22 protein-coding genes and 1 pseudogene are annotated in these 25463 nt (G+C 42.0%); 4 read left to right on the forward strand and 19 right to left on the reverse strand.

All coding sequences use genetic code 11. The annotated features are described in order from the left end of the window. Positions 1–322: 322 nt before the first annotated feature. Together guaB and RIL182_RS14830 are read left to right on the forward strand one after the other, a co-directional pair. Positions 323–1777 (forward strand): IMP dehydrogenase, encoded by a 1455-nt coding sequence (gene guaB / locus RIL182_RS14825; RefSeq protein WP_006856976.1) that lies wholly within the window; start codon positions 323–325, stop codon positions 1775–1777. A 97-nt stretch (positions 1778–1874) separates the two neighbouring features. Then, positions 1875–3155 (forward strand): HlyC/CorC family transporter, encoded by a 1281-nt coding sequence (locus tag RIL182_RS14830; RefSeq protein WP_006856975.1) that lies wholly within the window; start codon positions 1875–1877, stop codon positions 3153–3155. 96 nt (positions 3156–3251) lie between these two features. Here the strand turns inward: RIL182_RS14830 and RIL182_RS14835 are convergent, their stop codons facing one another. From RIL182_RS14835 to RIL182_RS14875, 9 genes are all read right to left on the reverse strand, one after another. After that, positions 3252–3644, reverse strand: coding sequence for a hypothetical protein (locus RIL182_RS14835; protein ID WP_006856974.1), 393 nt, complete (start codon positions 3642–3644; stop codon positions 3252–3254). 67 nt (positions 3645–3711) lie between these two features. Next, positions 3712–5673, reverse strand: coding sequence for a transglutaminase domain-containing protein (locus RIL182_RS14840; protein WP_134523394.1), 1962 nt, complete (start codon positions 5671–5673; stop codon positions 3712–3714). A gap of 167 nt (positions 5674–5840) precedes the next feature. After that, positions 5841–6665, reverse strand: coding sequence for a delta-lactam-biosynthetic de-N-acetylase (gene pdaA, locus RIL182_RS14845; RefSeq protein ID WP_044998974.1), 825 nt, complete (start codon positions 6663–6665; stop codon positions 5841–5843). Positions 6666–6932: 267 nt separating this feature from the next. After that, positions 6933–8261: an ABC transporter permease gene (locus tag RIL182_RS14850; RefSeq protein WP_006856970.1), complete on the reverse strand. Its 1329-nt coding sequence runs from the start codon at positions 8259–8261 to the stop codon at positions 6933–6935. Beyond that, on the reverse strand, positions 8261–8938 hold the full coding sequence (locus RIL182_RS14855) for an ABC transporter ATP-binding protein (RefSeq protein WP_006857048.1): 678 nt from the start codon (positions 8936–8938) through the stop codon (positions 8261–8263). The genes RIL182_RS14850 and RIL182_RS14855 overlap by 1 nt, the downstream gene beginning before the upstream one ends. Before the next feature lie 20 nt (positions 8939–8958). After that, positions 8959–10377 carry an efflux RND transporter periplasmic adaptor subunit gene (locus tag RIL182_RS14860; RefSeq protein WP_006856969.1) on the reverse strand — a complete coding sequence of 473 codons (1419 nt, stop codon included), beginning with the start codon at positions 10375–10377 and terminating at the stop codon, positions 8959–8961. 279 nt (positions 10378–10656) lie between these two features. Continuing rightward, positions 10657–11529, reverse strand: coding sequence for an NAD(+) diphosphatase (nudC, locus tag RIL182_RS14865; protein ID WP_022112931.1), 873 nt, complete (start codon positions 11527–11529; stop codon positions 10657–10659). Positions 11530–11666: 137 nt separating this feature from the next. Next, positions 11667–12548: a rhomboid family intramembrane serine protease gene (locus tag RIL182_RS14870; protein WP_006856968.1), complete on the reverse strand. Its 882-nt coding sequence runs from the start codon at positions 12546–12548 to the stop codon at positions 11667–11669. A 379-nt stretch (positions 12549–12927) separates the two neighbouring features. After that, on the reverse strand, positions 12928–14097 hold the full coding sequence (locus tag RIL182_RS14875) for an IS110 family RNA-guided transposase (RefSeq protein WP_118592507.1): 1170 nt from the start codon (positions 14095–14097) through the stop codon (positions 12928–12930). Between the two features lie 277 nt (positions 14098–14374). On the opposite strand from RIL182_RS14875, the pseudogene RIL182_RS14880 reads away from it, so the two are divergent. Then, positions 14375–18631, forward strand: a pseudogene (locus RIL182_RS14880) (acyl-CoA dehydratase activase-related protein). A gap of 88 nt (positions 18632–18719) precedes the next feature. On the opposite strand, the gene RIL182_RS14885 reads toward RIL182_RS14880, so the two are convergent. The 9 genes from RIL182_RS14885 to RIL182_RS14915 all read right to left on the reverse strand — a co-directional run bounded on the left by RIL182_RS14885 (position 18720) and on the right by RIL182_RS14915 (position 24009). Further along, on the reverse strand, positions 18720–19307 hold the full coding sequence (locus RIL182_RS14885) for an InlB B-repeat-containing protein (RefSeq protein ID WP_044998979.1): 588 nt from the start codon (positions 19305–19307) through the stop codon (positions 18720–18722). Positions 19308–19335: 28 nt separating this feature from the next. Then, the gene (locus tag RIL182_RS14890) at positions 19336–19788 is read right to left on the reverse strand and encodes a hypothetical protein (protein WP_006856965.1); all 453 of its coding nucleotides are present in this window, start codon (positions 19786–19788) and stop codon (positions 19336–19338) included. Positions 19789–19797: 9 nt separating this feature from the next. Continuing rightward, a complete protein-coding gene (locus tag RIL182_RS21355; protein ID WP_006856964.1) occupies positions 19798–19947 on the reverse strand; it encodes a hypothetical protein in 150 nt (49 codons plus the stop codon). A 142-nt stretch (positions 19948–20089) separates the two neighbouring features. Beyond that, positions 20090–20425 carry a hypothetical protein gene (locus tag RIL182_RS14895; protein WP_006856963.1) on the reverse strand — a complete coding sequence of 112 codons (336 nt, stop codon included), beginning with the start codon at positions 20423–20425 and terminating at the stop codon, positions 20090–20092. Then, positions 20422–22005 (reverse strand): hypothetical protein, encoded by a 1584-nt coding sequence (locus tag RIL182_RS21770; RefSeq protein ID WP_022111859.1) that lies wholly within the window; start codon positions 22003–22005, stop codon positions 20422–20424. Before RIL182_RS21770 ends, RIL182_RS14895 begins: the two co-directional genes overlap by 4 nt. After that, complete coding sequence (locus RIL182_RS14905) at positions 21962–23026, reverse strand: ATPase, T2SS/T4P/T4SS family (protein WP_006856962.1); 1065 nt, start codon at positions 23024–23026, stop codon at positions 21962–21964. Before RIL182_RS14905 ends, RIL182_RS21770 begins: the two co-directional genes overlap by 44 nt. A gap of 43 nt (positions 23027–23069) precedes the next feature. Beyond that, the gene (locus RIL182_RS21360; protein WP_006856961.1) at positions 23070–23237 is read right to left on the reverse strand and encodes a hypothetical protein; all 168 of its coding nucleotides are present in this window, start codon (positions 23235–23237) and stop codon (positions 23070–23072) included. Further along, entirely contained in the window at positions 23225–23818 is a 594-nt protein-coding gene (locus RIL182_RS14910) for a hypothetical protein (protein WP_006856960.1), read from the reverse strand. The genes RIL182_RS21360 and RIL182_RS14910 overlap by 13 nt, the downstream gene beginning before the upstream one ends. Next, complete coding sequence (locus tag RIL182_RS14915; protein WP_006856959.1) at positions 23809–24009, reverse strand: hypothetical protein; 201 nt, start codon at positions 24007–24009, stop codon at positions 23809–23811. The genes RIL182_RS14910 and RIL182_RS14915 overlap by 10 nt, the downstream gene beginning before the upstream one ends. A gap of 220 nt (positions 24010–24229) precedes the next feature. Here RIL182_RS14915 and RIL182_RS14920 point away from each other — a divergent pair, with 220 nt between their 5' ends. Beyond that, positions 24230–25102, forward strand: coding sequence for a DegV family protein (locus tag RIL182_RS14920; protein WP_006856958.1), 873 nt, complete (start codon positions 24230–24232; stop codon positions 25100–25102). Between the two features lie 75 nt (positions 25103–25177). On the opposite strand, the gene RIL182_RS14925 is transcribed toward RIL182_RS14920, so the two are convergent. Further along, positions 25178–25456 carry a cupin domain-containing protein gene (locus tag RIL182_RS14925; RefSeq protein WP_006856957.1) on the reverse strand — a complete coding sequence of 93 codons (279 nt, stop codon included), beginning with the start codon at positions 25454–25456 and terminating at the stop codon, positions 25178–25180. Positions 25457–25463: the final 7 nt, after the last annotated feature.

Consider the following 25463-nt stretch of genomic DNA (forward strand, 5'->3'; position numbering starts at 1 on the left):
TTTTCCCCCTTTTTCTTCTCTTCTTTTTTCACAGAATAACATATTTTATCTGTGATGTTCTCTTTTATTTAGGTAAAAAATGGGCGACGTATGCCCGTGCTCTGGCCCCGTCGCCTAAAGCCATCATATCACACATCAAATCATTTGTGAACCATAATTTCTATAAGGTTTTTTCGCACGTTTTATTATTATTTCTAATATATATCTATTTTTATAAATTCACACTTATATCTCATTGACAGAGTATTTTTTTTTTGCTATGATACAGAAACTAATATATCTTTTTCATACAATTCAATAAGAAGAAAGTGAGGAAAATAAAATGGGAACAATTATTGGTGAAGGTATTACTTTTGATGATGTGTTATTAGTTCCACAGTATTCAGAAGTTACACCAAACATGATTGATCTGACAACGCATCTTACAAAAAAGGTCGTTTTAAATATTCCTATGATGAGCGCTGCCATGGATACCGTTACAGAACACAGAATGGCCATTGCAATGGCAAGACAGGGCGGTATCGGTATTATCCACAAAAACATGTCGATCCAGGCACAGGCCGATGAGGTAGATAAGGTAAAGCGTTCTGAAAATGGCGTTATCACGGATCCATTTTACCTTTCCCCGGATCATACATTACAGGATGCCGAAGATCTGATGCGCAAATTCCGCATCTCCGGTGTGCCGATCTGCGAAGGTGGCAAATTAGTCGGTATCATCACAAACCGTGATTTAAAATTTGAGACAGATTTTACCAAAAAGATCAGTGAAAGCATGACTTCCGAGAATCTGATCACAGCTCCGGAGGGCATCACTTTAGAGGAAGCAAAAAAGATCCTCGCAAAAGCAAGAAAAGAAAAACTTCCGATCGTAGATAAGGATTTCCACTTAAAAGGACTGATCACGATCAAAGATATTGAAAAACAGATCAAATATCCGCTCTCTGCCAAAGACGAGTTAGGCCGTCTGCTCTGCGGTGCCGGTGTCGGTATCACAGGAAACATGATGGAACGTGTAGAAGCTTTAGTAAAAGCGCACGTTGATGTGATCGTTGTTGACTCTGCACATGGACATTCCAAAAATATCTTAGAGGCAGTCAAAAAGATCAAAGCTGCCTACCCGGATCTGCAGGTCATCGCAGGAAACGTTGCTACCGGTGATGCAACACGCGATCTGATCAAAGCAGGTGCTGACGCAGTCAAAGTCGGTATCGGACCTGGTTCTATCTGTACCACCCGTATCGTTGCAGGTATCGGTGTTCCTCAGGTTTCCGCTATCATGGACTGCTACAACGCTGCAAAAGAGTTCGGTGTTCCGATCATTGCAGATGGTGGTATCAAATATTCCGGAGACATGACAAAAGCTCTCGCTGCCGGTGCTAATGTATGTATGATGGGCAGCATGTTTGCAGGATGTGACGAAGCTCCGGGGACTTTTGAACTGTATCAGGGAAGAAAATACAAAGTATACCGCGGTATGGGATCTCTTGCAGCCATGGAAAACGGCAGTAAAGACCGTTACTTCCAGGAAGGTGCGAAGAAACTGGTTCCGGAAGGCGTTGAAGGACGTGTTGCATACAAAGGTTCCGTGGAAGACACTGTATTCCAGTTAGTCGGCGGTATCCGTTCCGGTATGGGCTACTGTGGCTGCCCGACCATCGAGGACTTGAAAGAGAAGAGCAAATTCGTTAAGATCTCCGCAGCAGCTCTCCGTGAGAGTCATCCACATGACATTCACATCACCAAAGAGGCTCCGAATTACAGTATTGACGAATAATCCTCTTTCCGATATAATATATGGTAAATTTTAAACATTCCGGCGCTATTTTTGCTATAGTGCCGGAAAATTTTATATTTTAATGAGGTGAATTTTCGTGGACGCAAGTGCCATATCACAGATTATTTTTCTAATTATTTTATTGATTCTCTCTGCTTTTTTTTCATCCGCAGAGACAGCTCTTACGACCGTAAATAAAATCCGGATGCGTACACTCGCAGATGACGGAAACAAACGCGCCGAACAGGTACTTCGTATTACCGACGACTCCCACAAGATGCTCAGCGCGATCTTAATCGGCAACAATATCGTCAATCTCTCCGCCTCCTCACTGGCAACCACGCTTGCAATCAAGCTTTGGGGCAGCGTCGGCGCAGGTATTGCAACCGGTATCCTTACGTTTCTGATCCTCGTCTTTGGTGAGATTTCTCCAAAAACTTTTGCGACACTTTATGCGGATCAGATTTCGATCGCCTATTCCGGTATTATCGGTTTTCTTATGAAAATACTGACTCCTGTGATTTTTCTGGTAAATCAGTTTTCCATGGGCTTTTTATTTTTACTGCATGTGGATCCAAAGGCAAACAACAATCAGATGACAGAGGAAGAACTCCGTACCATCGTGGATGTCAGCAAAGAAAACGGTGTCATCGAATCAGAAGAACATGAGATGATCAACAATCTGTTTGATTTTGGTGATGCGCAGGCAAAGGAAGTTATGATTCCAAGACCTGATATGACTTTTGCAAATGTAAATAATACTTATGACGAACTGATTGATATTTTTCAGGAAGACAAATTTACCAGACTTCCTGTCTATGAGGATACGACCGATAACGTCATCGGTATCCTGAACATGAAAGATCTTCTCCTCTGCAAGGACAAGGAGCATTTTTCCGTGCGGGATATCATGCGTGAACCTTATTTTACTTTTGAGCACAAAAATACCGCAGAACTTTTTATTGAGATGCGTAAGTCATCTATCTCCCTTGCAATCGTACTTGACGAGTACGGTGCAACTGCCGGTCTTATCACGCTTGAGGATCTCTTAGAGGAGATCGTGGGTGAGATCCGTGATGAATACGACACGGATGAAGAAGATCCGATCCTGCCGCTTAATGACCGCGAATTTATCGTTTCCGGTTCCACCAACCTGCAGGATCTCTGCGATGAGTTAGATCTTAATTTCAGTTCCGAAGATTATGATACGATCGGCGGATATCTGCTCGGTCTCTTAGATCATCTGCCGGAAAAAAATGAGATCATCATCACAGATGACAATGTGCTTCTCCGCGTCGAACAGATGGACAAAAACCGGATTGAGAAAGTTTACATAAAAAAACCGGACTTTCCACCGGATGAATCAGACAAACAATAAACAATAGAAAGAAACGGATATAAAAATACCGGCCTGCAGCCTCAGATTTTATCTGATTTTGCAAGCCGGTATTTTTTATCCTTCTTATTTCGGTTTTTATTCAATATCGCACAGATCGCTTCCTGCCTCAGAACGGAACCGGAATGTATCCTCTACTCCATGATAGGAAATGGAAAAACTTCCCTCCATATCCAGATAGGAATGTGCTGCTGCAACCGCATCTAAAAATTCTGCGATATTTTCCAGAAAACCTTCTGCACATTCCGGTGAACTGCACGCTTCTTCCTCTACCTTTTCGTCAATATACAGACGAAGCGTAAAATCATCCATGTCGCTCTCATTGTCCACTTCCGCTTTCTGTAAATAGGAATTGGTGCAATTCTTAAACAGATTGCTTACATAAGATGCCGTAGAAGAAATCCGTGACTGCGAAATATCCTCCGCCTCTAAATATATCTTGTAACTGATTTTTAAACTGTTGTCTGCCATTTTCTCTTTCTCCCGTTTTTTATTTATACTTATATCGCATTTTGTAAAATGGATCGGTATATCTTTGTTATTTCTTTGTAGTGACTGCTTTTACCTTAGACCAGCCCGAATAGATCTTTTTTGATTTTCCATTCACTTTTACAGTCTTATAGGTGCGGACGCGTATGTAATATTTCTTTTTTGCTTTTAATTTTGAAACGTCCAGTTTTACCTTTTTGGTATTATTGACGTTCTTTGCCACAACCGACTTTTTGAATTTCGCATCCACTGCATACTGGATCTGGTAACCGCTTGTCTGTTTTGCCTGCTTCTTCCAGGACACCGAAAATGCTTTTTTCTTTGCCTTTACACTGGAAATGGCGGTTCCTTTCGGTATGATCTGAAATGTTTTCTGGTATTTTCCGGTGTAATCACCTTTCATTTCAATCGTGACCGTATAGATACCGGCATTTTTCCGCCCGGACGGCTTCTTTATTTTATAATCCGTTCCCTCTTTTAACTTCTTTCCAGCACTGTTTGTCACTTTTACCGCCGGCATATGGGACTTACCGTCATAGGTATAGGAAGTCTTTGAGAGCTGGACCATCTTTACTTTCGGAAGGGTTCGTACCGTTTCCGTCTTTCCACAGACGCTGCATTTCCGTTTCACTTTTCCGCTCTCTCTGTACTCACTCCACTTATGACCGGCTGCCGGAATTACTTTCTGTGCCACAAGCACTGTTTTACACACACTGCAATGACTTCCTTCCGTAAGACCGGTCGTCTCACAGGCTGCTGCTACCGCTGCATCTTTTACCGGTGTATGCCCTGTTGCCGGAATCACTGTCTGTTCTGTCAATATTTCCCCACAGACACTGCAGTGGCTTCCCTCTGTGAGACCGGTCGTCTCACAGGATGCTGCTACCGCTGCATCTGTCACAATTGTATGACCTTCTATCGGGATTTTTCCAGGATCTGTCTGCGTAGCTCCACTATCTAATGTACATACCGGCAAATACCCCTCCCAATAATCTTCTTCTGTATGACATGTTTTCGACCAGCTGCTGTATGTATCATAAAACTCATCACTTTTCACAAAAAAATTATAATAATAACCATCACTCTGGTCATCCCATGTACAATCCACATTATACCAGGAGCTACATATTTTTACTTTATTCCATTCATGGTTGGAACTCGTCACCACCGCCGTATCGATTCCTGAGCCATTGCACATCATTGCAAATGACTGGGCATATCCGGCACAGACAGTCTTATCCGTACAGAAAACGCTGTACACAGACTGTGAATATTCTGTACTCTCCGTTGCAAAATCGCTATTCACAAGAGCCTGATTATAATACACTTTTTCACAGATCAGATCATGTATCTTTTTAACCTTTTCATAATCTTTACTGCATTGATCGATCTGCTCCTGCCAGGCATCCACCTGTTCCTTTACTTTTTCCGTCTTTTCCATCCGGTCTGTACCGTTTTCAAACGCAGGATAAATACCGAATACCAGAGAAATTGTATCATTTGAATATGAAATTGTATAAACTGTCGCATTCAAAAAATAATATTGTGGATTTGAATACCGAAACATCAACAGTACATTTTTCTGCTGTGCCTTCGCAAGTGTGCTTCCAGAAATTGCCTGCATCCGATATGCCCCCGACTTTGTCGTCACAGCATCCGTTTCCGTCGTCAGGTACTTTTCACAGATGACATCTAAGGCATTCCAGTACGCTTTTTCTTCGTCCGATAACTGATCATAAAAGTAATCGCTTCCATACTTGTTCCAGTCGTCCGCTGCTATGTCTGCCGTTCGAAGCAAAGACTGTTCGGCAATATCACTTTCTTCTATGGATTCATAATCCTCGTCAGCCGCCTCTTCGGTTTCTTCCTCAAATACAAGTCGTCCTGTCGGCAATTCCATATCCGTTAGGACTTCATCCGCATAAATGCTGTTGTTTTTTTCTGAAAATGCAAATATCAGACTGCAAAAAATTACCGTCAATATTTCTATTTTTAATTTTGCTCTTTTCATAACATCCTTATCCTTACCTGCCGCTCATTTATCAGTCACAATCTTCTTCCCTGATTTTAAGAAAACTGTTCATTTTTCATGGCACTTTATGTCCATTATACCTTCCCGCTCGTCATCAAACAAGTCTTATCCACCATATCCTTTGTATTTTTCCCCGATCTTTTCTGTCAGGATTCTGCGATCAGTTCCGAAAGCGGTGCAAATGTATATCCCATCTCCTCCCATTTGGTCAAAAGTTCATCTAAGATCTCCCCATTCGTCTTTGAAGTGCTGTGCAGCAAAACGATTGCTCCCGGATGGATCCTGGTCAGCAGTTTATCAAATGCTTCCTCCTTCGTCGGCTGGTTATCGACATTCCAGTCCACATAGGCAAGGCTCCAGAAAAATGTATTGTATCCGAGTTCTTTTGCCATCTTTAGATTTTCCGTGCTGTATTTTCCCTGTGGCGGACGGTAATATTTGATCATTTCTTTTCCCGTGATCGACTGGTATAACGATGCGACATCATCGATTTCCTTTTGGAATGAAGCCAGCTCCGATATGGATGACATATCCGGGTGATGATAAGTATGATTGCCAACGGCATGCCCCTCTTCCTCCATGCGCTTTACGATATCTGGCGCTGACTCAAGGAAATGTCCCACGACAAAAAAGGTCGCTTTTGCATTGTGTTTCTTTAATGCATCCAGGATCGGTTCTGTATTTCCATTTTCATACCCGCAGTCAAAGGTCAGGTAAATTGTCTTTTTATTTTTATCGCCCACATACCATGCGTTGTATTTTTTTAATTCATCCGCTGTCACATTGCCGGTCGGCTGGGTTCCCTCCGCTCCAAAGCCCAGTCCCCAGTTATCTGCCTGATTCTGGACAGACACTGTCTCCACTGTTTTTTTCATCTGCTGTTTCTGCAGCGAACCTGCGCCCCAGCCTAAAAAGAACATAAAAACAAACAGTGCCGTCACTTTTAAAATTTTCTTTTTGTTATGGTTCATGTTTTTCCCTTCCATACCGATTATTGATATTGCATAACATCTACGCATCGCAATCATGCATGAATGCTATACTTTACAATATTTCTTTTTGTATTCTATGTGGGAAGGCGCATGTACCATGCCCGGAAATATTGATCCGGAAAATCTGTTACAAAAAAAGTACCGTATACTGACATTTTTCTTTTTTGTCATATACAGTACTTTTTCTTTTCTATCTATTTATCTGTATTCATTTAAAACTTTCCGCCCAGATTCTCTTCTCCGTACTTACTCATAGCGCAATGCATCGATGACTTCCATCTTTGAAGCCTTATTTGCCGGGTAATATCCGAAGAATACACCGGTTAACATGGAGAAGAACAGGGAAAGCATGATCGCCGTTACAGAAGGATGCACCGTCATAATAATATAATTTGCATACTGAGAGTACATATTCTGAATGACAAATCCTGCCACTTTTCCAAGCAGTGCCCCGATTCCTATACCAATCAGTATACCGATGATACCTCCGATCAGACAAAGCATGATCGCCTCTATGACAAACTGCATACGGATGGTACGTCTTTTGGCACCAAGCGCCATACGGACACCGATCTCTCTTGTACGCTCCGTGATGGACACCAGCATGATATTCATAACGCCGACACCACCCACGATCAGTGAAATCGCTGCAATACCGGAAACCGCGATCGTGATCACGTTGAGTACCGTATTGATCATGCCAAGATCAGATGCCATATTGTATGCACTGACGTGGAAATTTTTGTTGTTTGCATACATCTCATCAAAATAAGATAAAACATCCGTTGTTGCCTGATTGACATCTGCAAGAGGATCGATCATAAGATTAAAATAATCATAACCAGTCCTGTCAGTCCCCTGCAGTTTAAAACAGGTCTGAAGAGGGATCATCAATTCTGTTACACGGTCTTTTTCCGGTATGGACGTGTCCACTTTTCCAAATAATGCTTGGTTATATACATAAACGCCAACTACAACAAAATCAAAAATTCCGCCATCCGATGTTGCAACAGAAAGTGTTTCACCGATCGGATCTTTACCTGCAAAGTATCTCTCTGCCATCGTATCTGCAATCAGGCATACTCTCTTTTTCCCCTGATTATCTGCCTTTGTCAGATTTCTTCCGGCATGCATTTCCAGTTTCATATACTCTAAATATTCCGGTGTGATACCATCAATATTGACATTTGCATAATTCTTGGAATCAGCATCATCTTTAATGGTTCCTGAACCAAGATAGTTCTGTGCTGCAACACCTGTTACCTCATCCGGATATTTTTCAATCAATCCATCGATCATATCCTGTGTGACATAATCGCTGTCTGTCATATCCGGCTGTTCCCAGGTAGCCCAGTCTTCATCATTTTCCGGATAACGTGCCTCGACATACGCCTGTACCATATTTCCACCAAGTGAATTCATGGTTGCCGTCAGCGTACTCTGTATGGAACCACCGATCGTCGTGATAATGATCACCGAACTGATACCGATGATGATTCCAAGCATCGTCAGAAGCGAACGCATCTTGTTGCTGGAAATACTCGTGATTGCCTCTTTGATATTTTCCCAAAACATTAATGTTCACCTCCATTATCTGCCACGATCTGTCCATCTAACAGAGTAACGATACGCTCTGTTTCCTGTGCAAGCTCCTGGGAATGTGTGATCAGAACAATTGTTTTTCCCTGCTCCTCATGAAGCTTATGGAATAAGTCCATGACCATATGTCCTGTCTTAGAATCAAGTGCTCCGGTCGGCTCATCCGCAAGAATGATCGCCGGATCATTGATCATTGCCCTTGCAATTGCAACACGCTGTTTCTGACCACCGGAAAGCTCATTCGGTCTGTGATCCGCACGGTCTTCCATTCCTACCATTTTGAGCATTTCCATGGCATGTTCTTTTCCGTTTTTGGAATGTTCTTCTCCATATAGTAATGGAACCATAACATTTTTTAATGCATTGGCTCTCGGAAGGAGATTAAAGTTCTGAAATACAAAACCAATCCTGCGGTTTCTGATCGCACTCCGTACTTCATCCGACATTCCATTGACATCCTGTCCCTCCAGATAATAATCTCCCTGTGTCTGGCGGTCGAGGACTCCTATAATATTCATAAGTGTACTCTTACCGGAACCGGATTCACCGACGATGGAAACAAATTCCCCTTTATTTACGGTAAGGTTGATTCCATGTAAAATTTCAAGTTCATTTGGTTTTCCCAAATAATATGTCTTAACGATATTTTCCATTCGGATTACTGGTTCACTCACTACTCATTTCCCTCCACGCTGGTGCTCATACCTTCTGCATCTGAGGTTTCATCTGTAGATGCGCCTGTTCCCATATCCTGCTCGGAATACATCTGTTCCGGTGTAAACTGCTGTCCTTCTGTCACCGTTCCGGAGTAATCATAAATTAATTTATCTCCTTCTGCCAGATCTCCACCGGTTACTTCCGTATAGTAATCTACTTCTTCACCAACTGTGATATTCTTCTTCACCGCTGTAGCAGAACCGTCTGCATTTGCCTCTGCAACAAGTACGTATGTATTTCCGTCATCATCCGTCTTGACAAGATCATAAGGAATCGCTAATACTTCACCTTTTTCCTTGATCATGACTTTTGCTTTTACTTCCATACCGACAAGTAATTCTTTGTTATCTAAAGATATCTCTACGGAATATCCTCCGGATGTTGTCTGTCCGTCAGATCCCGTGGACTGTCCTTTGACACGTACCACTCTGGTCACAGTTCCATTAATGGTCTCATCTCCCATGGCATCCGCTGTTACAGTTGCTTTCATTCCCTCTTCAATCTTTAAAATATCAGCTTCTTCCACAGTTGCCACCATTTTTAAAGAACTGGTATCTTCGATCGTTACAAGTGGTGTTTTTGAATCTGCATTAACATCTCCGACAGAAACATTGACTGCCGTCACAACTCCACCGCAAGGTGCTGTAATATTGCAATCTTCTAACTGTTCTTTTAAATCTGTCAGTTTATCTTTGGAAGATGAATCCGATCCTTTATACTTGTCAAGTTCTACCGCACGCTGTGCATCCTCGATCGTACGGTTCGTGGTCTCTAATACTTTCTGGTAATCTTCCTCAGCAGTAGTAACTGCTTTCTGTGCAGCTAACAAAGACTGAAATTCTGCATCCGATTTATCTTCACTCTTATCCCACATAATACTCTGTGCGTTATAAGCATCCTTTGCATCATCAATTGCTTTCTGTGCAGCTGCAAGCTGTGTCTGCTGATCTTCTTTTGCACGACTGACTGTTTCTGCTGTCTGCTGTGAATTAATACTGTCTGTCGCATTTGTATCAGACATATTTTTTTCGAGATCCGCAATCTGATCCTGAATCGTAGAGGAATCTAATGTACATAATACATCTCCCTCTTTTACAATATCTCCGACCTGAACATTAACTGCTGTGATTTCTGCTAACGCTTTTGAAGTTGCATTATTCTTCGTGATACCCGATACAGTACCTTTTAATGAAATCGTATCAGATAAATCTCTCTTCTGTACCGGCTCCACCTCTACTGTATTGACTGCTGTTGCTACCTGGCTTGTCATTTTCTTTACTGAACTTCCAATGATCGCAGCTACAACGACCAGAACCACAAGCACAATAATAACTACTTTTTTCTTTCCCTTTTTCGGTTTTGTCTTGTTACCCATTTTTATTACTCCCTTTTTTTATTCGATTTACGGTGATTGTATCATTATCTATCTGCCAAAAAAAGGCACTTAAGCAAATATTAAGAAATCTTAAGTTTTCCATCCGTAAATCTTTCTTTTTTGTATTACTGTAATAATACAGTGGTTTTGTTGGAGTGTCAAGACATTTTTCCGTATTTGGTATAATTTTGCATACCAGTTTTCCCTGTCTTTTAGAATCTACCGTATTCTTTCATCGTATCATGTGCAAAACCGTCACATGATCCAATTTACCGTTCGTCAATCATGCAAGCATGTTGACTCACTTGCGTTCATTATATCCCGGAAACAGAGCATCATTTCCCGTGTCAGACTAAGTCCCTCCGGATCATCCGGGACATCCTCAAAATCAACCCATTCTGCGCAGGCAAGTTCCTCCTCATCCAGTCTCATCGCATCTCCCTCATCATCCAGTTCACAAAAATAGCCAAGAAGAAGATTGCTGTCAAATCCCCAAGGCTGACTCTTGTAATAACGGATATTTTTTACGGAAAGCCCAACCTCTTCCTTCACTTCCCTCGCCACCGTTTCCTCCGCAGTTTCACCGATTTCTGTAAATCCGGCAATCAGTGCATATCTTTTATATTCACGGTTTGCATATTTTGTCATGAGGATTTTTCTGCCGTTTGTCACACCCACGATCACTGCCGGTGCTATTTTCGGGAAAACCATGTTGTTACAGTCCGGACATGAAAGCATCCGGAGTTTTTCACTATGTACCAGTTTATGCCCACATCTCCCACAATAAACATTATCGCGGTACCAGACATACAGATGCCATGCGGTCGCAGCTGCAAGCACCCGCTCTTTCGGCTGCATGGTGCGTGTCTCAAACATTTTATAGTATACAAATCCCGGCACCTCTATCCCTTCCCCCGGATCTGTCAGAAAATAATCATCCTCCCCGATGGAAAAAAGATAAACGCATGCAGGGATTTCCTTTCCCATCCCACGACAGATTTCAGAAAGTTCTTTATAGGTCAGATAACACACCTGACCATCATTTTTTGCCAGAATACGGTTATCTTTAAAGATCATAAGAAAACTGTCTGCCTGTGGTATCTTTTTGTGATATTCATTACTAAGATGCATCGGAAATATATCCTGAATCATTGTATTTTTCTCCTTTATCTGCATTTATTCTGACAGAACCTGAAACAAATCACACCTAAAATCTAATCTTCTTTGTGCCATCATTCAAAAAACGGATGATATTTCGCTTTGAAATACCATCCGGCCTGTCATATTATTTAACCTTTTTTAATATGTTTATGTGTAAACAGATGATCCTGACAATATTCATAATTGCCGTCACACTTTGAACAGAAACGGAACTCTAAATTCGGATCATCAAGTTCTGTCCTGCCACAAATCGCACATTTGTGCCTAGTAATGCCGGAACCCGGTCTGGGTTGACGCATCTGGGACTTGAACTGCTGTCTCCTGTGTATTTCATGCGGCGAATAACGTTTAAAATTCCGCGTTGAAAAGAAGAAAATGATAAAATTGAGCAGGGACATAAAAATGGCTATCCTGTCCGCCCAACCACTAATTACAAACTCATAGAGTGTCAGTACCACATATACGATCGCCATCCACTTCATCTTGATCGGAATAATAAAGTAAAGCATTACCTGCATATCCGGATACATGATTGCAAATGCAAGGAAAATGGACATATTGATATAATTCGTGGAAAATCCCGACGCAATCGAATAAGATAACTGTGCTGCCAGTGCAGGCATCTGTGAAATTACAGATGCATTCATTGCATAATAAATACCGTACAGAACAAATGCACCGATCACGGTAAATATCATTCCACCGAAAATATATACATTAAACCGGAAAGTTCCCCAGGTACGTTCCAGTGCCATGCCAAGCTGATAATAAAACAATGCCATGATCAGTAAGAAAATCAAATTTGAATCGGTCGGCATAAACACCCAAGTCACTAATCTCCATATCTGCCCATGTAAAATATGATACGGACTGAGTGTCAGATAGTTTAATATACCAGGCGATACATTTCTGAATACAAAGCCGATTGTATATGCCCCTATCAGCCAGATGATCAGATTTGGAACAGCGTAACGACCAATTTTACGTTCTAATTTATTTAACCAGTTCATCGGATAAAACCCTAACCTTTCTTTGAAAACACTACTTTTTTCAGTATATCCGTATGCCTGTGCTTTGTCAATCCAGGCTGATTTTATTCATAAAAAGTTTATATTTTTCCCCGATTTGCACATTGTCTTTTGTAAAATCATGTCGTATAATGTACTTTGCTTGGCTTTTGCCCGGCATTCTTTTTAATAAGAAGAAACAGCCACTTTATTTATATATTATCCGGATTTTCCGGAGTTACTGACTGGAGACCAGCTATGAAAAGTCAACCATAAATTAGCAAAAAATTTCTTTTTCATATCGGTGGTAAAAAAGGGTAACTTTAATAGAGCTCCCTTAGGGTGCTTTTTCAAAATCTATCGATATTGGTATACAGACCTCTTATTCGAGGTTGAATTCTACTTCGCCAGTGAGCATCTTCCAGATGACTCTGACAAGCTTGCCGGCACAGTGCCCAAGTGCATTGTAGTGAGACCGGCCTTCAGCCCTCTTGGCATCATAATAAGCCTTGAAGGTTGCGTTGTTTCTGACAACGTTCCAAGCTGCATTTACAAGGGCATATCGTAAAACACGAGAGCCACGTTTGGACATCCTTGTTGTCTTAGCCTGAAAGTTACCAGACTGATAAACAGAAGGATCCAAACCGGCAAAAGCAAGCAGCTTGTTAGGATTGGAGAAACGGTGAATATCACCTATTTCACCAAGAATCATTCCACCATTGATATAACCGATACCAGGAATGGTCATGATGACAGAATCGTTGAATTTCATGATATCCGTCATCTCAGCTTCAATCTTTTCTAATTGGCTATCCAGTAACTCGATTTGTTGAATGGTTTGAGTTATCTGAATAGATATAGCGCTGTCGTTAGCACCGACAGACTTCTGTGCGAGAACTCTTAATTCTTTGGCCTGTTCTTTGGTAAAGTGTCCGTGTGAGTTCACTTTGAGCAGATTTGCCAGATGAGTCATATGCATGGAAGCAATCTCTTTTGGAGAAGGTGCTTCTTTTAATAAAGCATAGACAGCGTGTTGATGCAGACCGGATTTGAAAAAGTATTGAATCTCCGGAAAGACCTGATCAACATAGGTTGTCAGTTGAATTTTCAATCGGGTACGTTGCTTTATGGTTTTCTGACGGAAACGTCCCAATGCCTTAAGATCCATCATATCGAGATCGAAGAAGCTGACGAATCTGAGGTTGTCCTGCATCATAAGAGTTTTAGCAATCACGTAAGTGTCGACCTTATCTGTCTTAGTTTTGCGAACGTTATTTTTTCGCATTTGACAGGTTTTGATGGGGTTCAACACACACACTTGGTAAAGCTCAGTAACAAGGTATCGAACAAGGTTGTCACCGTAGTGTGCCGTTGACTCAAGACCGATGATGAGGCTGTTCTTATCGAATGATTCGAGTTTAGAGACCAGCAGTTGGAAGCCATCAGCGTCATTTGTGAATTTGAACGGCTCAATGATTATTTCACCGTCGGAAGAAATCGCAGCGGCGAAATGATTAAGTTTGGCAATATCAATGCCTACGTAAATTTTCATGAGGTTGTACCTCCCTTTCCTAAAGTCTGATACCATGATGTCCACCAACGATTATCATCGTAGACTTGATAGAAATAAGTACTCTGAGTGAAAAACACTCCGGCAACATCCAGCTAATAAACAATTCAGATAAAGGTAGTGGCAATACACTCCAGTTGAGTAGTCAAGCTACAGAAAACAAATCAAAAGTCCATAGTATCTGAATTGTATTGAACCACGATATTAAAAGAAAGGAAATATGTGATAATTAACTTCCTAATTATCATACAAGGAAATTATGGAAAATAATACGCTTCACAAACTTGGAATTGATATCGGTTCTACCACCGTAAAGGTTGCTGTGCTCGACGAGCATGACAATCTGCTCTTTTCCGATTATGAAAGACATTTTGCCAACATACGGGAAACGCTTTCTTCTCTGATCCAAAAAGCATTCGATCAGCTCGGTGACCGGAAGGTTGCTCCAATGATCACCGGTTCCGGCGGACTTACACTTGCAAAGCACTTAGATGTTCCTTTCGTACAGGAAGTTATCTCTGTGTCTACCGCCTTACAGCACTATGCTCCACAAACAGACGTTGCGATCGAGCTCGGCGGTGAAGACGCATAAATTATTTATTTTGAGGGCGGTAACGTTGAACAGCGTATGAACGGTATCTGCGCAGGCGGTACCGGTTCTTTTATTGACCAGATGGCTTCCCTGATTCAGACAGATGCCTCCGGTCTGAATGAATATGCGAAAAATTACAAAGCAATCTACCCGATTGCAGCCCGATGCGGTGTTTTTGCCAAAACAGACATCCAGCCTCTGATCAACGAAGGTGCCACAAGAGAGGATCTCTCTGCTTCTATTTTCCAGGCGGTGGTAAACCAGACGATCAGTGGTCTTGCCTGTGGTAAGCCGATCCGCGGCCACGTTGCATTCTTAGGTGGTCCGCTCCACTTTTTATCTGAGTTAAAAGTTGCATTTATCCGCACCTTAAACTTAGATGATGAGCATGCGATCACGCCGGACAATTCGCACCTTTATGCAGCGATCGGTTCTGCCTTAAACTGCAAACCGGAACAGAATACCACTCTCTCTTCCATGCTTGAGAAATTAAACTCTGATATACATATGGAATTCGAGGTAGCACGTCTTGATCCGTTATTTAAAGATCAGGCAGAATACGATACCTTCCGTGCCCGCCACGACGGACACAATGTAAAGACAGGTGATCTTTCCACCTACGAAGGCAACTGTTATCTCGGTATCGACGCCGGTTCCACAACAACAAAGATCGCTCTCGTCGGCGAGGACGGTTCCCTGTTGTATTCATTTTACAGCAACAACAACGGAAGCCCGCTTTCCACTGCGATCCGTTCCATCAAGGAGATCTATGAAAAACTTCCGGCAAATGCACATATCGTACACTCCTGCTCTACCGGTTACGGTGAAGCTCTCTTAAAAGCAGCGCTGATGTTAGACGATGGTGAAGTAGAAACGGTAGCCCATTATTATGCAGCGGCATTTTTTGATCCTGAGGTAGACTGTATCTTAGACATCGGTGGTCAGGATATGAAATGTATCAAGATCAAGAACCAGACGGTAGACAGTGTACAGTTAAACGAAGCCTGTTCTTCCGGCTGTGGTTCTTTTATCGAAACATTTGCAAAATCCTTAAACTTTTCTGTACAGGACTTCGCAAAAGAAGCTTTATTTGCCAAAAACCCGATTGATCTTGGAACACGCTGTACTGTATTCATGAACTCTAAAGTAAAGCAGGCACAGAAAGAAGGAGCTTCCGTAGCAGATATCTCTGCCGGACTTGCCTACTCCGTCATTAAAAATGCTTTATTTAAGGTTATCAAACTCTCCGATGCAAGTGAGCTCGGAAAAAATATCGTCGTACAGGGTGGTACTTTTTACAATGATGCCGTGCTCCGCAGTTTTGAAAAGATTTCCGGCTGTGAATGTGTCCGTCCGGATATCGCAGGTATCATGGGTGCTTTCGGAGCTGCTCTCATCGCAAGAGAACATCATGAAGCTGACTATCAGACAACGATGCTTTCCATCGACGAGATCAATGCATTAACTTTTGATACCAAACTTGCAAGATGTCAGGGTTGTACCAACCACTGTCTGCTGACGATCAACCGTTTCTCCGGAAACCGCCAGTATATCACGGGAAACCGCTGTGAGCGCGGTGTCGGCGGCGTAAAAAACAAAGAAAATATTCCGAACTTATTTGAATACAAGAATAAACGCTTATTCGACTACCCTTCCTTAAAGCCGGAAGAAGCCCCGCGTGGAACGGTAGGTATCCCAAGAGTTTTAAATATGTACGAGAATTTCCCGTTCTGGGCTACTTTTTTCAAAAAACTCGGTTTTTCCGTTGTACTGTCACCACAGTCCACCAGAAAAATCTATGAGCTCGGCATTGACTCAATTCCAAGTGAATCCGAGTGTTATCCGGCAAAACTTGCACATGGACATATGACCTGGCTGATCCATCAGAATGTAGACTTTATTTTCTACCCATGTGTTCCTTATGAGCGTAATGAATTCCCGGATTCCAACAACCATTACAACTGCCCGATCGTAACTTCCTACGCGGAAAATATCAAAAATAACGTGGAAGATATTACTTCCGGCAAAGTACGTTTCTATAACCCATTCATGGCATTTACCAGTGAAGAGACATTATCCTCACAGCTTGTAAAAACATTTACTGCACCGGAATTTGCCATCCCGGAATCAGAGATCCGCGACGCTGTTTCCGAAGGTTACAAAGAACTTGCAGTTGTCCGCATGGAAATGCAGAAAAAAGGTGAAGAAGTCTTAGCTTATATGGAGAAAACCGGCAAACGCGGTATTGTATTAGCAGGACGTCCATACCATGTTGACCCTGAGATCAACCACGGTATCCCGGAACTGATCAATTCCTATGGTATTGCCGTACTGACTGAGGACTCCGTTTCTCACCTTCATCAAGTGGAACGCCCTCTGATCGTTATGGATCAGTGGATGTATCATTCCCGTCTGTATGCGGCTGCAAACTTTGTAAAAACCAGGGATGACCTTGATCTGATCCAGTTGAACTCCTTCGGTTGTGGCTTAGACGCAGTTACCACCGACGCAGTCAACGACATCCTGACAAAATCAGGCAAGATCTACACATGCTTAAAGATTGATGAGGTTAACAACTTAGGTGCTGCAAGGATTCGTATCCGTTCCCTGCTCTCCGCCATCCGTGTGCGTGAGAAGAAACAGACAAAACGGACAATTATTCCTTCCAACTATAACAGAGTTGTTTTCACGGAAGAGATGCGTAAAAATTATACAATTCTCTGTCCGCAGATGTCACCGATCCACTTTGAGCTGTTAGAACCTGCATTCTGTGCAGCCGGTTATAACCTGGTGGTACCGGATGTTCCAAGCCGCACCTGTGTGGATGTCGGATTAAAATATGTAAATAATGATGCCTGCTATCCGTCACTGATTGTGGTCGGACAGCTTATGAGTGCTGTTATGTCCGGAAATTATGACATGAACAAAACCGCGATCCTGATCTCGCAGACCGGCGGAGGCTGTCGTGCCAGCAACTACATCGGTTTTATCCGTCGTGCTCTTGAAAAAGCAGGATATCCGAATGTACCGGTAATCTCCATCAACTTAAGCGGACTTGAAAGCAATCCTGGCTTTAAACTGACGCCTTCACTGATCCAGCACGGACTATATGCATTAGAGTTTGGCGATATTTTCCTTCGCTGTCTGTACCGCACACGTCCTTATGAAGCAGTAAAAGGATCTGCGAATGCACTGCATGAGAAATGGAAAAAAGAAGTAATCTCCTTTATCACACAAGATAAACTGTTGTCCCACCGCAAATTTAAGCAGATGTGCCGTCAGATCATCCGCGATTTTGACAACCTTGACCGTGTAGATGTGAAAAAACCGCGTGTCGGCGTCGTTGGAGAGATCTTAGTAAAATTCCATCCTGCTGCAAACAACGATTTAGTCGGATTGTTAGAATCCGAAGGCGCAGAAGCTGTCGTGCCGGATCTGACCGACTTCCTGCTCTACTGCTTCTATAACACCGGATTTAAGGCTGACAACCTCGGTTTCAGCAAAAAGTCCAAACGCATTGGACGACTTGGCATCAATTTCTTTGAATGGTTAAGAAGCGCTGCCAGAGATGAATTTGAAAAGAGTAAGCATTTTGATCCGCCTGCTCATATCGACGATCTTGCAAATTATGCAAGAGATATCGTATCCGAAGGTAACCAGACCGGTGAAGGATGGTTCTTAACCGGCGAGATGATGGAGCTGATCCACAGTGGTACACCAAACATCGTCTGTACACAGCCATTTGCCTGCCTGCCGAACCACGTTGTAGGAAAAGGTGTTATCAAAGAGCTGCGCCACCGTTTCCCGGAATCAAATATCGTTGCCATTGACTACGATCCGGGTGCAAGTGAAGTAAACCAGTTGAACCGTATCAAACTGATGCTCTCAACTGCAAACAAAAATCTTGCAAAGCAATCTTTATAAATCACACACAGATTTATCATCATGCATTACCGTTTTCACAGCCGCGCTTATAGGGTGCGGCTGTTTTTCTTTTGTGTCTCTGTAAATATTATTTCCAGACAGCATAATAATTCCGGTTCTGTTCGACCGGCTGTGAAAAATCTGCCTCATATCCCTTGTCGTCCTGCCAGCCTGCGAACTCCCTGTCTTTGTATTCCGGCACTGCGGGTGCACTGATCGTATCTCCTTCCGTCACACAGTACTTTTTATAACATTCACTGTTACCTGCATCTTTATAAAACTGTACATAATATTTCTGAATTTCTACTATTTGCAACTTGTCTGCCAATACAGTCCGGCTGCATTTCACAGTACCGGTTTTTCCATTCGGATGCACAAACGTTCTATCTACTCCCACAGAAAATAGTCCCTTCTCCTTATCAGCTCCCATGATCCGCATTACAATACCGGTTTGGGCATCCAGCTCCTTTGCAATCTGTTCTGTCACATCCGCGGTAAATTCCTGATTATCGGCTACATTATACAACTGTTTTATCTTTACATTATAAAGTATATTTTCTACAACCGCCGGAAGCTGGCTTTCCAGCTCTGTAGCGTAATTCATACGGCCGGTTACCGTTAATATTATCAGAATTGTTATTGCACCAATTACGATTCCAATCATCATAGTTATCATGTTTTTCACTTTTCCCACCCTTTATCTGTCATTCATTTACCGGTATATTTACCACGGCATATCTGACTCTGTTATCATGATCTTCTGTCATCACACTTACTTCATACACCCCCGGCATCTGAAAATCCAATTTATTTTCCAGCACTGTTCCATCGGGTGAAATAACTTTCATCAACTGTATCTGCAATTCATTTTCTGCATAATCCCACGCCTTTATAATATCTGTCATCTGATATGTTCCAATTTTCAGATATCCTGTTATGGCTGTTTCAAAATGGGGTGGTGCTTTTTGTGATTCCTCATAAAACGTTTCAAAATCTGCCGGGTTTTCCATCTGCTGATCCATATGACCAGATACGATCTCAACGATTCCCTTATTTCCGTTTTCATCCGTCACTCCCCTAAAAACAAGCCACATTACCCCCACAAGGATTATCGCCTGAAGAATTGTTTTCCCATAAACTTTGATCACTTCATGCATATCCACCTCCTATCCGCCGCAGATACAATTCAGAAACTGCTGCACAAATTCATAAACGGCTCCGCCCTGCCTCATATTTTCATACCAGTAACCAACTAAAAAAAGTGTCACGGTAATTGTCAGAAATCCACTTCCAAATTCCTCAATGATATCCTCCATCTGCTTTCCCTTTCCTGTGTTCTTTAAAAAGATGACACATAATTTAAAATTTCATAAAACATTCTTATCACTGCACTGCCAGCCAAAATCCCCAGAAACGCTCCGCCAAATTTTTCCACGATCATCATAAGGCTCAAATCTATCACCTCGCAATCGCATATGTAATATTCTCTTCGTAAATTCCAAGTACCGGTATGCGGTAATGATACTTTAATGCCACCTGTGCAGCTCTCATATTTTGCCATGCGTCATAAACACAATCCGAAATCTCCAGTTCATATCCGTCCTCTGCCGCCTTCTTTTTACAGGCATCGATCACACCCGGATTAAAATTACTGTTTTCCAGTTCCGCAACCACCTGTGATTTATACTCTTTTGCAGCAGCAACCTGCCCACTCGCCCCGATCAGACCTGTACATATAAAAATATTTGCCATCATTATAAATAAAATACCAAATGCCCCGATTATCTGCCTCATTGCACTGCACCTCCCATACTTCCAAGCATATGAAACATCATTATCATTCCAACTGTCAGATCGATCAGAAGTTTTACGGTTGCCGCTATAACAGGATAAGAAAATATCATTTTCTGTCTAAATGCGATTTTTCCATTTCGGATTTCTTCTGCCCGGTTCTGCATTTCATTCACATGCATGATCAGATGATTCATCTGTGTCACTGCATCCCCGGTTCCCATCTCCGCAACAGCATGAAGCATTTTCATGCAATTCTGTGCTTCCGGCACATCAAATTCTTTGCAAAATTCTGTATATGCACTCAGTTTTTCCGGCGTTTTTTTTAATCGCTCCTCCAGACATTCAATCTCATATCTGAGCACCGGCGGTGCACTGTTTTTTGACTTTTCGATTGAAACCTGTACATTATTATTCTGCAATAACAGAGCAAGTTCCATAAACCAGCCCGGAAGAGCCAGATAAACAGCCTCCTTCACATCTCTTTTTGCAATCTGATACCCCACCTTATGCTGCATGGCTAAAAAAAGCGTCACCGGGAATAAAATTCCTGCGAGAATAAGTTTTCCGGCCAATACAGCAGCTAACATCATACCAGCCGCCGGCAATGCCCATAACATACTTTTTCTTTTTTCCTTTTTCTCATTGTAATGGTACACCATTTCACAGCTTGAACTGATTTCCTGTTCTTTCTCCACCTTCTCTGTGGCTAGCCAGTCATTCGTCAGATTCCTCGAACTCTTTACAAATACCCATAATAGGAAAAGCAGAAATACAAGTGATGAGACCTGAATGATCCCTACTCCAAAAATATTAAAATCCGTTTTCACCACAAAAAGATCTTTCATGGAATCTAACACATACAATGCCGTCGCACACAAAATAACGGATACAATCACAGAAATAATGTTATCCGTATGACTTTTTTTCTTCTCTGCCTGAAGCTGATAGCCTCTGCGCTTCCACAATTCGATATCTTCTAACAGGAGCAGTGCAGACTCACTCATCTCTCCCCCATGTTCCTCGGCATTGATCAAAAGCTCATGAAGCATTTTTATTTTAGGGCATTGATATTGACTTTCAATCGGTTCTAATGCTGATTCAAAGACATTTTCTCCTGCAGAGAAGTCTCCAAATTCCAGTTTCAGAATCACCTGCTCAATACAGGAACGCATCTTCCCTTCTTCAAATATTTCTCTGGTTTCCTTTAATGCACTTAAAATTTTTCCTGTTTTCTGAAATGCATATAACATCTGCTCCATATATTCCGCAGCATCCGCAAATCGTTTCTGCTCGTACATCTTATGGTACATATCCAGCACCAGAACCGGAAGCATCATGATAACCGCGGTCAACGCGATCACAACGCCGCCCGCTTTAAGCCGGAACACGGCACCTATGCCAATCACCCCTGCGAGTGCCAGAAAAATCATCACTGCATGGGTTTTCCACGAAAAATGATACCCATACATATCCACTTTTTTCTGCAGATTTTTCGGATTCCAAAAAGTCAGCCACCCCACGATACATCCTCTCCTTTCATCGGTTCTCTTTAAGATACGTTTCAAACTGTCTGCATACAAAAGGCTCCTCCACGCCTGTTTCCCTGAACCTTTTTTTGATATCCGGCGGCAATTCCTTCGATACAAGCGCCCCATCATCGACGATCATATAAATTCTGTTTTTCCCTTCTTCACGCGAAAAAAAACATAGCTGATCTATATAACGTCTGACCTTTCCATCGGAAGATTCGATTTTTCGGATCAGAACTGCTGCATTCACATAACGGTAAATCCGATTTTCCATACGCTGTGCATCATTGACATTATTCATCATATTTAATATCCGATCCGGAAGTTTTCTCACATCATCCAGATGGATCGTCGTAAATCCATGAACGCCGGTGCTCCATTGCTCCAACAATGATGTTACCTCCACAGAGCGCGCCTCCGAGAGCATCAGCCAGCTTGGATTCTGACGCAGTGAGGCTTTGATTGCATCTGTATAATCAAATCCCTTTCCGACACGAAGTTCAACCGCATCTGCACCGGGATTGATGTTCGCATAATGGATCTCCAACGAATCTTCTATCGTGATAACACGCTCTTCCTTTCTGATAAACTGCATAAAAAATTTTGCACATTCTGTCTTGCCTGCCCCCGGCTCCCCTCCAAAAACAAGATTCATCTTCGCCTGCACACAATTTAACAGCAGATGCAGCACTTCTTTCTCACAGTACTTCTGATCCAGCAGATTCTCTAAGGTATTTCTTACAAAACACGGGGATTTACGGATACAGATGCTGATCCCCGATATCGCCGCCGACTCATGAATAATACTGATTCTCAGTTCTTTTGTATCCGCTTCCAGTATTTTGTTTGCATTATTAAATTGTTTATTGATACAATTTGAGATATTGTGTGTAAATGTACTGATAAAATATTCCGGTATCTCCTCATTTGCACAGTACCTCCCCTCTTTCAGATCTGTGATCCATAATTTTTGCCCATTATAGTCTACATCCGTCACCTCCGGTCTGCTTAAATATTTCCAGAATATCCCGAACTGTTCCGGTGTGGGTTCAAAAATAATCTTTTCACTCATCTTTTCCAGATTCTATCTCCTTCTCCATTTTCTTTGCCTCTTCCTAAGGACGAAGCGCATTCATATTGTCAAAAAAACCGGTAAGTGTATTCTTAAATTCCATTGCAACATATCCGTCCGACGACAGTGCCGCCACAATGATCGCACCTAATGCCAATAATACGATTACCGCAAGAATTGCATTTCCATAATGTTTCATTACCTGTTCCATAATTGATATCCTCCATTTTCATTTTTTTCCATTTGTTTCATGAGAAGAAACAGATTATGTTCCATTTCTTCGAAAAAGTTTTCATTACGTTCTGTTCTCGATTTCTGTCTCCATGACTTCATAAAATTATCAATTTTTCCCTGCGCTGACACCCACTCCAATTCCCCGTTTTGCGGGATATAGCCTATCTGTTCCGGCGCAATACGATACCTGTCCATCATATCCGTCTTTAACCGGCTTGCATGCAATGCATAGCCTTCGACCAGATAAAGAACCTTTTTGTGTCTGACTGTAAAATTGCGTATGATCTCCTGCCATTCACTCGGATAGGTATGGATCCCTGCGACAATAACATCTGCATTTTTTAAACTGTTTTGTGTTTTTTTGTCTCTGCCACATCCACAATCTGCAAATAAAATTCTGTCTTTTCCACCGGAAAAAATACACTGCCAGCCATTCTCCCTATGCACAAAAATACTATGTGCCGGTCTGATTTTTGCCAGAAGCCATGACATCACAATCATATTTTCTGTTATATGGCAGGACTCTTCCATACCCCAGAATGCTATTTTTACAGACATGTCCGCTCCTTTTTCCCATTACAAAAAAGGCGGGATATCCCTCTGAAACAGCCTTTGGCAATAAAAATTGTTCTGTGAAATAAATTGACAATAATTGATTCTAATAAGATGGAAATCCCTGTCTGATTTCCAGCGATACGGTCTGTCATACAACCGTAAAAATGTCTGCTGATCTGTTCATCCTGTTTCAAAACCGCTCCAATCTCCTCAATATATAGAACGATCTAAGATGCTTCACGCAAACCCGATAAAAAGATAGTCATATATTACTTCATTTTATTATGTTTGTAAAGACCTTATTTTATTTTTTCTTTTCTTTTAGCCATGTATCATTTATAATTGTGCATGAACATTGGATAATATCTGACTGACGCTATCCAAAAATATTTACAATATGATCTGGAGGAGTTCATGAAAGAGTTTGTAATTGTAACTGATACAACCACTGATTTACCAAGAGAATATGTTGAAAAACATCACTTATACATGATGTCCCTTCCTTACACCTTAGAAGGCACATCCTACACCTGGGAAAATCCAATGCCGGTCAAAGAGTTTTATGATAAAATGCGTGCCGGATCATTACCGACCACCTCACAGGCGAATCCCGAAGAAGCTGCTACTTTGTATGAATCGATTCTGAAAGAAAATGATGTGGATATTCTCCATATCGCATTTTCTTCCGGTCTCAGCGGAAGTTTTAACAGCTGCAGGATCGCCGCAGCAGACGTATGTGAAAAATATCCAGACCGCCGTATCGTAGTTGTGGATTCACTTGCCGCAACATTAGGTCAGGGGCTCTTAGTCTATAAAGCAGTTCAGTTAAAGGAAGCTGGAAAAAATCTGGATGAAATTGCTGTCTGGTTAGAAGAAAACAAATATCATCTCGTACATAATTTTACCGTGGACGATCTTTTTCATCTGCATCGCGGCGGACGTCTCTCTAAGACAGCTGCAATTGTAGGTACGATGATCAATTTAAAACCGGTACTTCATGTCGATGATGAGGGACATCTTGTCATGTTAAGCAAAGTGCGCGGCCGCAAGAAATCACTGATCGGACTGGTCGACTGCATGGAAAAACAACTCGGTGACTGGAAAGATAAAAATGATATTATCTTTATCAGTCATGGTGACTGCCCGGAAGATGCACAGTTTGTTGCTGATCTGATCAAAGAACGTTTTGGATATGAAAATTTCATGATTGATTATATCGGTGCTACGATTGGTGCACATTCCGGTCCGGGTACCGTTGCACTGTTTTATATGGGAGATCACCGTTAACCTCTATAGCAGCCATATCTTTTACACCTTATAAGTAATCTGTGATTCCAAAAGAGGCATTTGAAAAATGAAAAATCATTTTTCAAATGCCTCTTTTCCTTCTTCCTGATACCATCCCTCTCCTGCTGTGCAGATCAAAAGCTGTCCACCGCCTTTTGCTGCGTGGTGAATGTGCCAGTTATTACGGCATCCCGGTTCAAATGTCACATTTGCCATAAATACAGCACAGTTCTTCGGATCTGTCAGTGGATTCAGATAAGAATTACCGATAAAATACTGTGCAAATCCTGTATTCTCCGCACCCGTTCCAAATACGTTCCGTTTTTCAAATTCTTCTCTACTTATAGTCTTCATAATTGTA

The sequence above is a fragment of the Roseburia intestinalis L1-82 genome (genome assembly GCF_900537995.1).
GTDB classification, from domain to species: Bacteria; Bacillota; Clostridia; order Lachnospirales; family Lachnospiraceae; genus Roseburia; species Roseburia intestinalis.

What these genes read in the sequence shown, in the direction of transcription:
- guaB (WP_006856976.1), top strand. Translation starts at nt 323, where the DNA reads ATGGGAACAATTATTGGTGAAGGTATTACTTTTGATGATGTGTTATTA.
- RIL182_RS14835 (WP_006856974.1), bottom strand. Translation starts at nt 3,644, where the DNA reads ATGGCAGACAACAGTTTAAAAATCAGTTACAAGATATATTTAGAGGCG.
- RIL182_RS14840 (WP_134523394.1), bottom strand. Translation starts at nt 5,673, where the DNA reads ATGAAAAGAGCAAAATTAAAAATAGAAATATTGACGGTAATTTTTTGC.
- pdaA (WP_044998974.1), bottom strand. Translation starts at nt 6,665, where the DNA reads ATGAACCATAACAAAAAGAAAATTTTAAAAGTGACGGCACTGTTTGTT.
- RIL182_RS14850 (WP_006856970.1), bottom strand. Translation starts at nt 8,261, where the DNA reads ATGTTTTGGGAAAATATCAAAGAGGCAATCACGAGTATTTCCAGCAAC.
- RIL182_RS14855 (WP_006857048.1), bottom strand. Translation starts at nt 8,938, where the DNA reads ATGGAAAATATCGTTAAGACATATTATTTGGGAAAACCAAATGAACTT.
- RIL182_RS14860 (WP_006856969.1), bottom strand. Translation starts at nt 10,377, where the DNA reads ATGGGTAACAAGACAAAACCGAAAAAGGGAAAGAAAAAAGTAGTTATT.
- nudC (WP_022112931.1), bottom strand. Translation starts at nt 11,529, where the DNA reads ATGATTCAGGATATATTTCCGATGCATCTTAGTAATGAATATCACAAA.
- RIL182_RS14870 (WP_006856968.1), bottom strand. Translation starts at nt 12,548, where the DNA reads ATGAACTGGTTAAATAAATTAGAACGTAAAATTGGTCGTTACGCTGTT.
- RIL182_RS14875 (WP_118592507.1), bottom strand. Translation starts at nt 14,097, where the DNA reads ATGAAAATTTACGTAGGCATTGATATTGCCAAACTTAATCATTTCGCC.
- RIL182_RS14885 (WP_044998979.1), bottom strand. Translation starts at nt 19,307, where the DNA reads ATGATAACTATGATGATTGGAATCGTAATTGGTGCAATAACAATTCTG.
- RIL182_RS14890 (WP_006856965.1), bottom strand. Translation starts at nt 19,788, where the DNA reads ATGCATGAAGTGATCAAAGTTTATGGGAAAACAATTCTTCAGGCGATA.
- RIL182_RS21355 (WP_006856964.1), bottom strand. Translation starts at nt 19,947, where the DNA reads ATGGAGGATATCATTGAGGAATTTGGAAGTGGATTTCTGACAATTACC.
- RIL182_RS14895 (WP_006856963.1), bottom strand. Translation starts at nt 20,425, where the DNA reads ATGAGGCAGATAATCGGGGCATTTGGTATTTTATTTATAATGATGGCA.
- RIL182_RS14905 (WP_006856962.1), bottom strand. Translation starts at nt 23,026, where the DNA reads ATGAGTGAAAAGATTATTTTTGAACCCACACCGGAACAGTTCGGGATA.
- RIL182_RS21360 (WP_006856961.1), bottom strand. Translation starts at nt 23,237, where the DNA reads ATGGAACAGGTAATGAAACATTATGGAAATGCAATTCTTGCGGTAATC.
- RIL182_RS14910 (WP_006856960.1), bottom strand. Translation starts at nt 23,818, where the DNA reads ATGTCTGTAAAAATAGCATTCTGGGGTATGGAAGAGTCCTGCCATATA.
- RIL182_RS14920 (WP_006856958.1), top strand. Translation starts at nt 24,230, where the DNA reads ATGAAAGAGTTTGTAATTGTAACTGATACAACCACTGATTTACCAAGA.
- RIL182_RS14925 (WP_006856957.1), bottom strand. Translation starts at nt 25,456, where the DNA reads ATGAAGACTATAAGTAGAGAAGAATTTGAAAAACGGAACGTATTTGGA.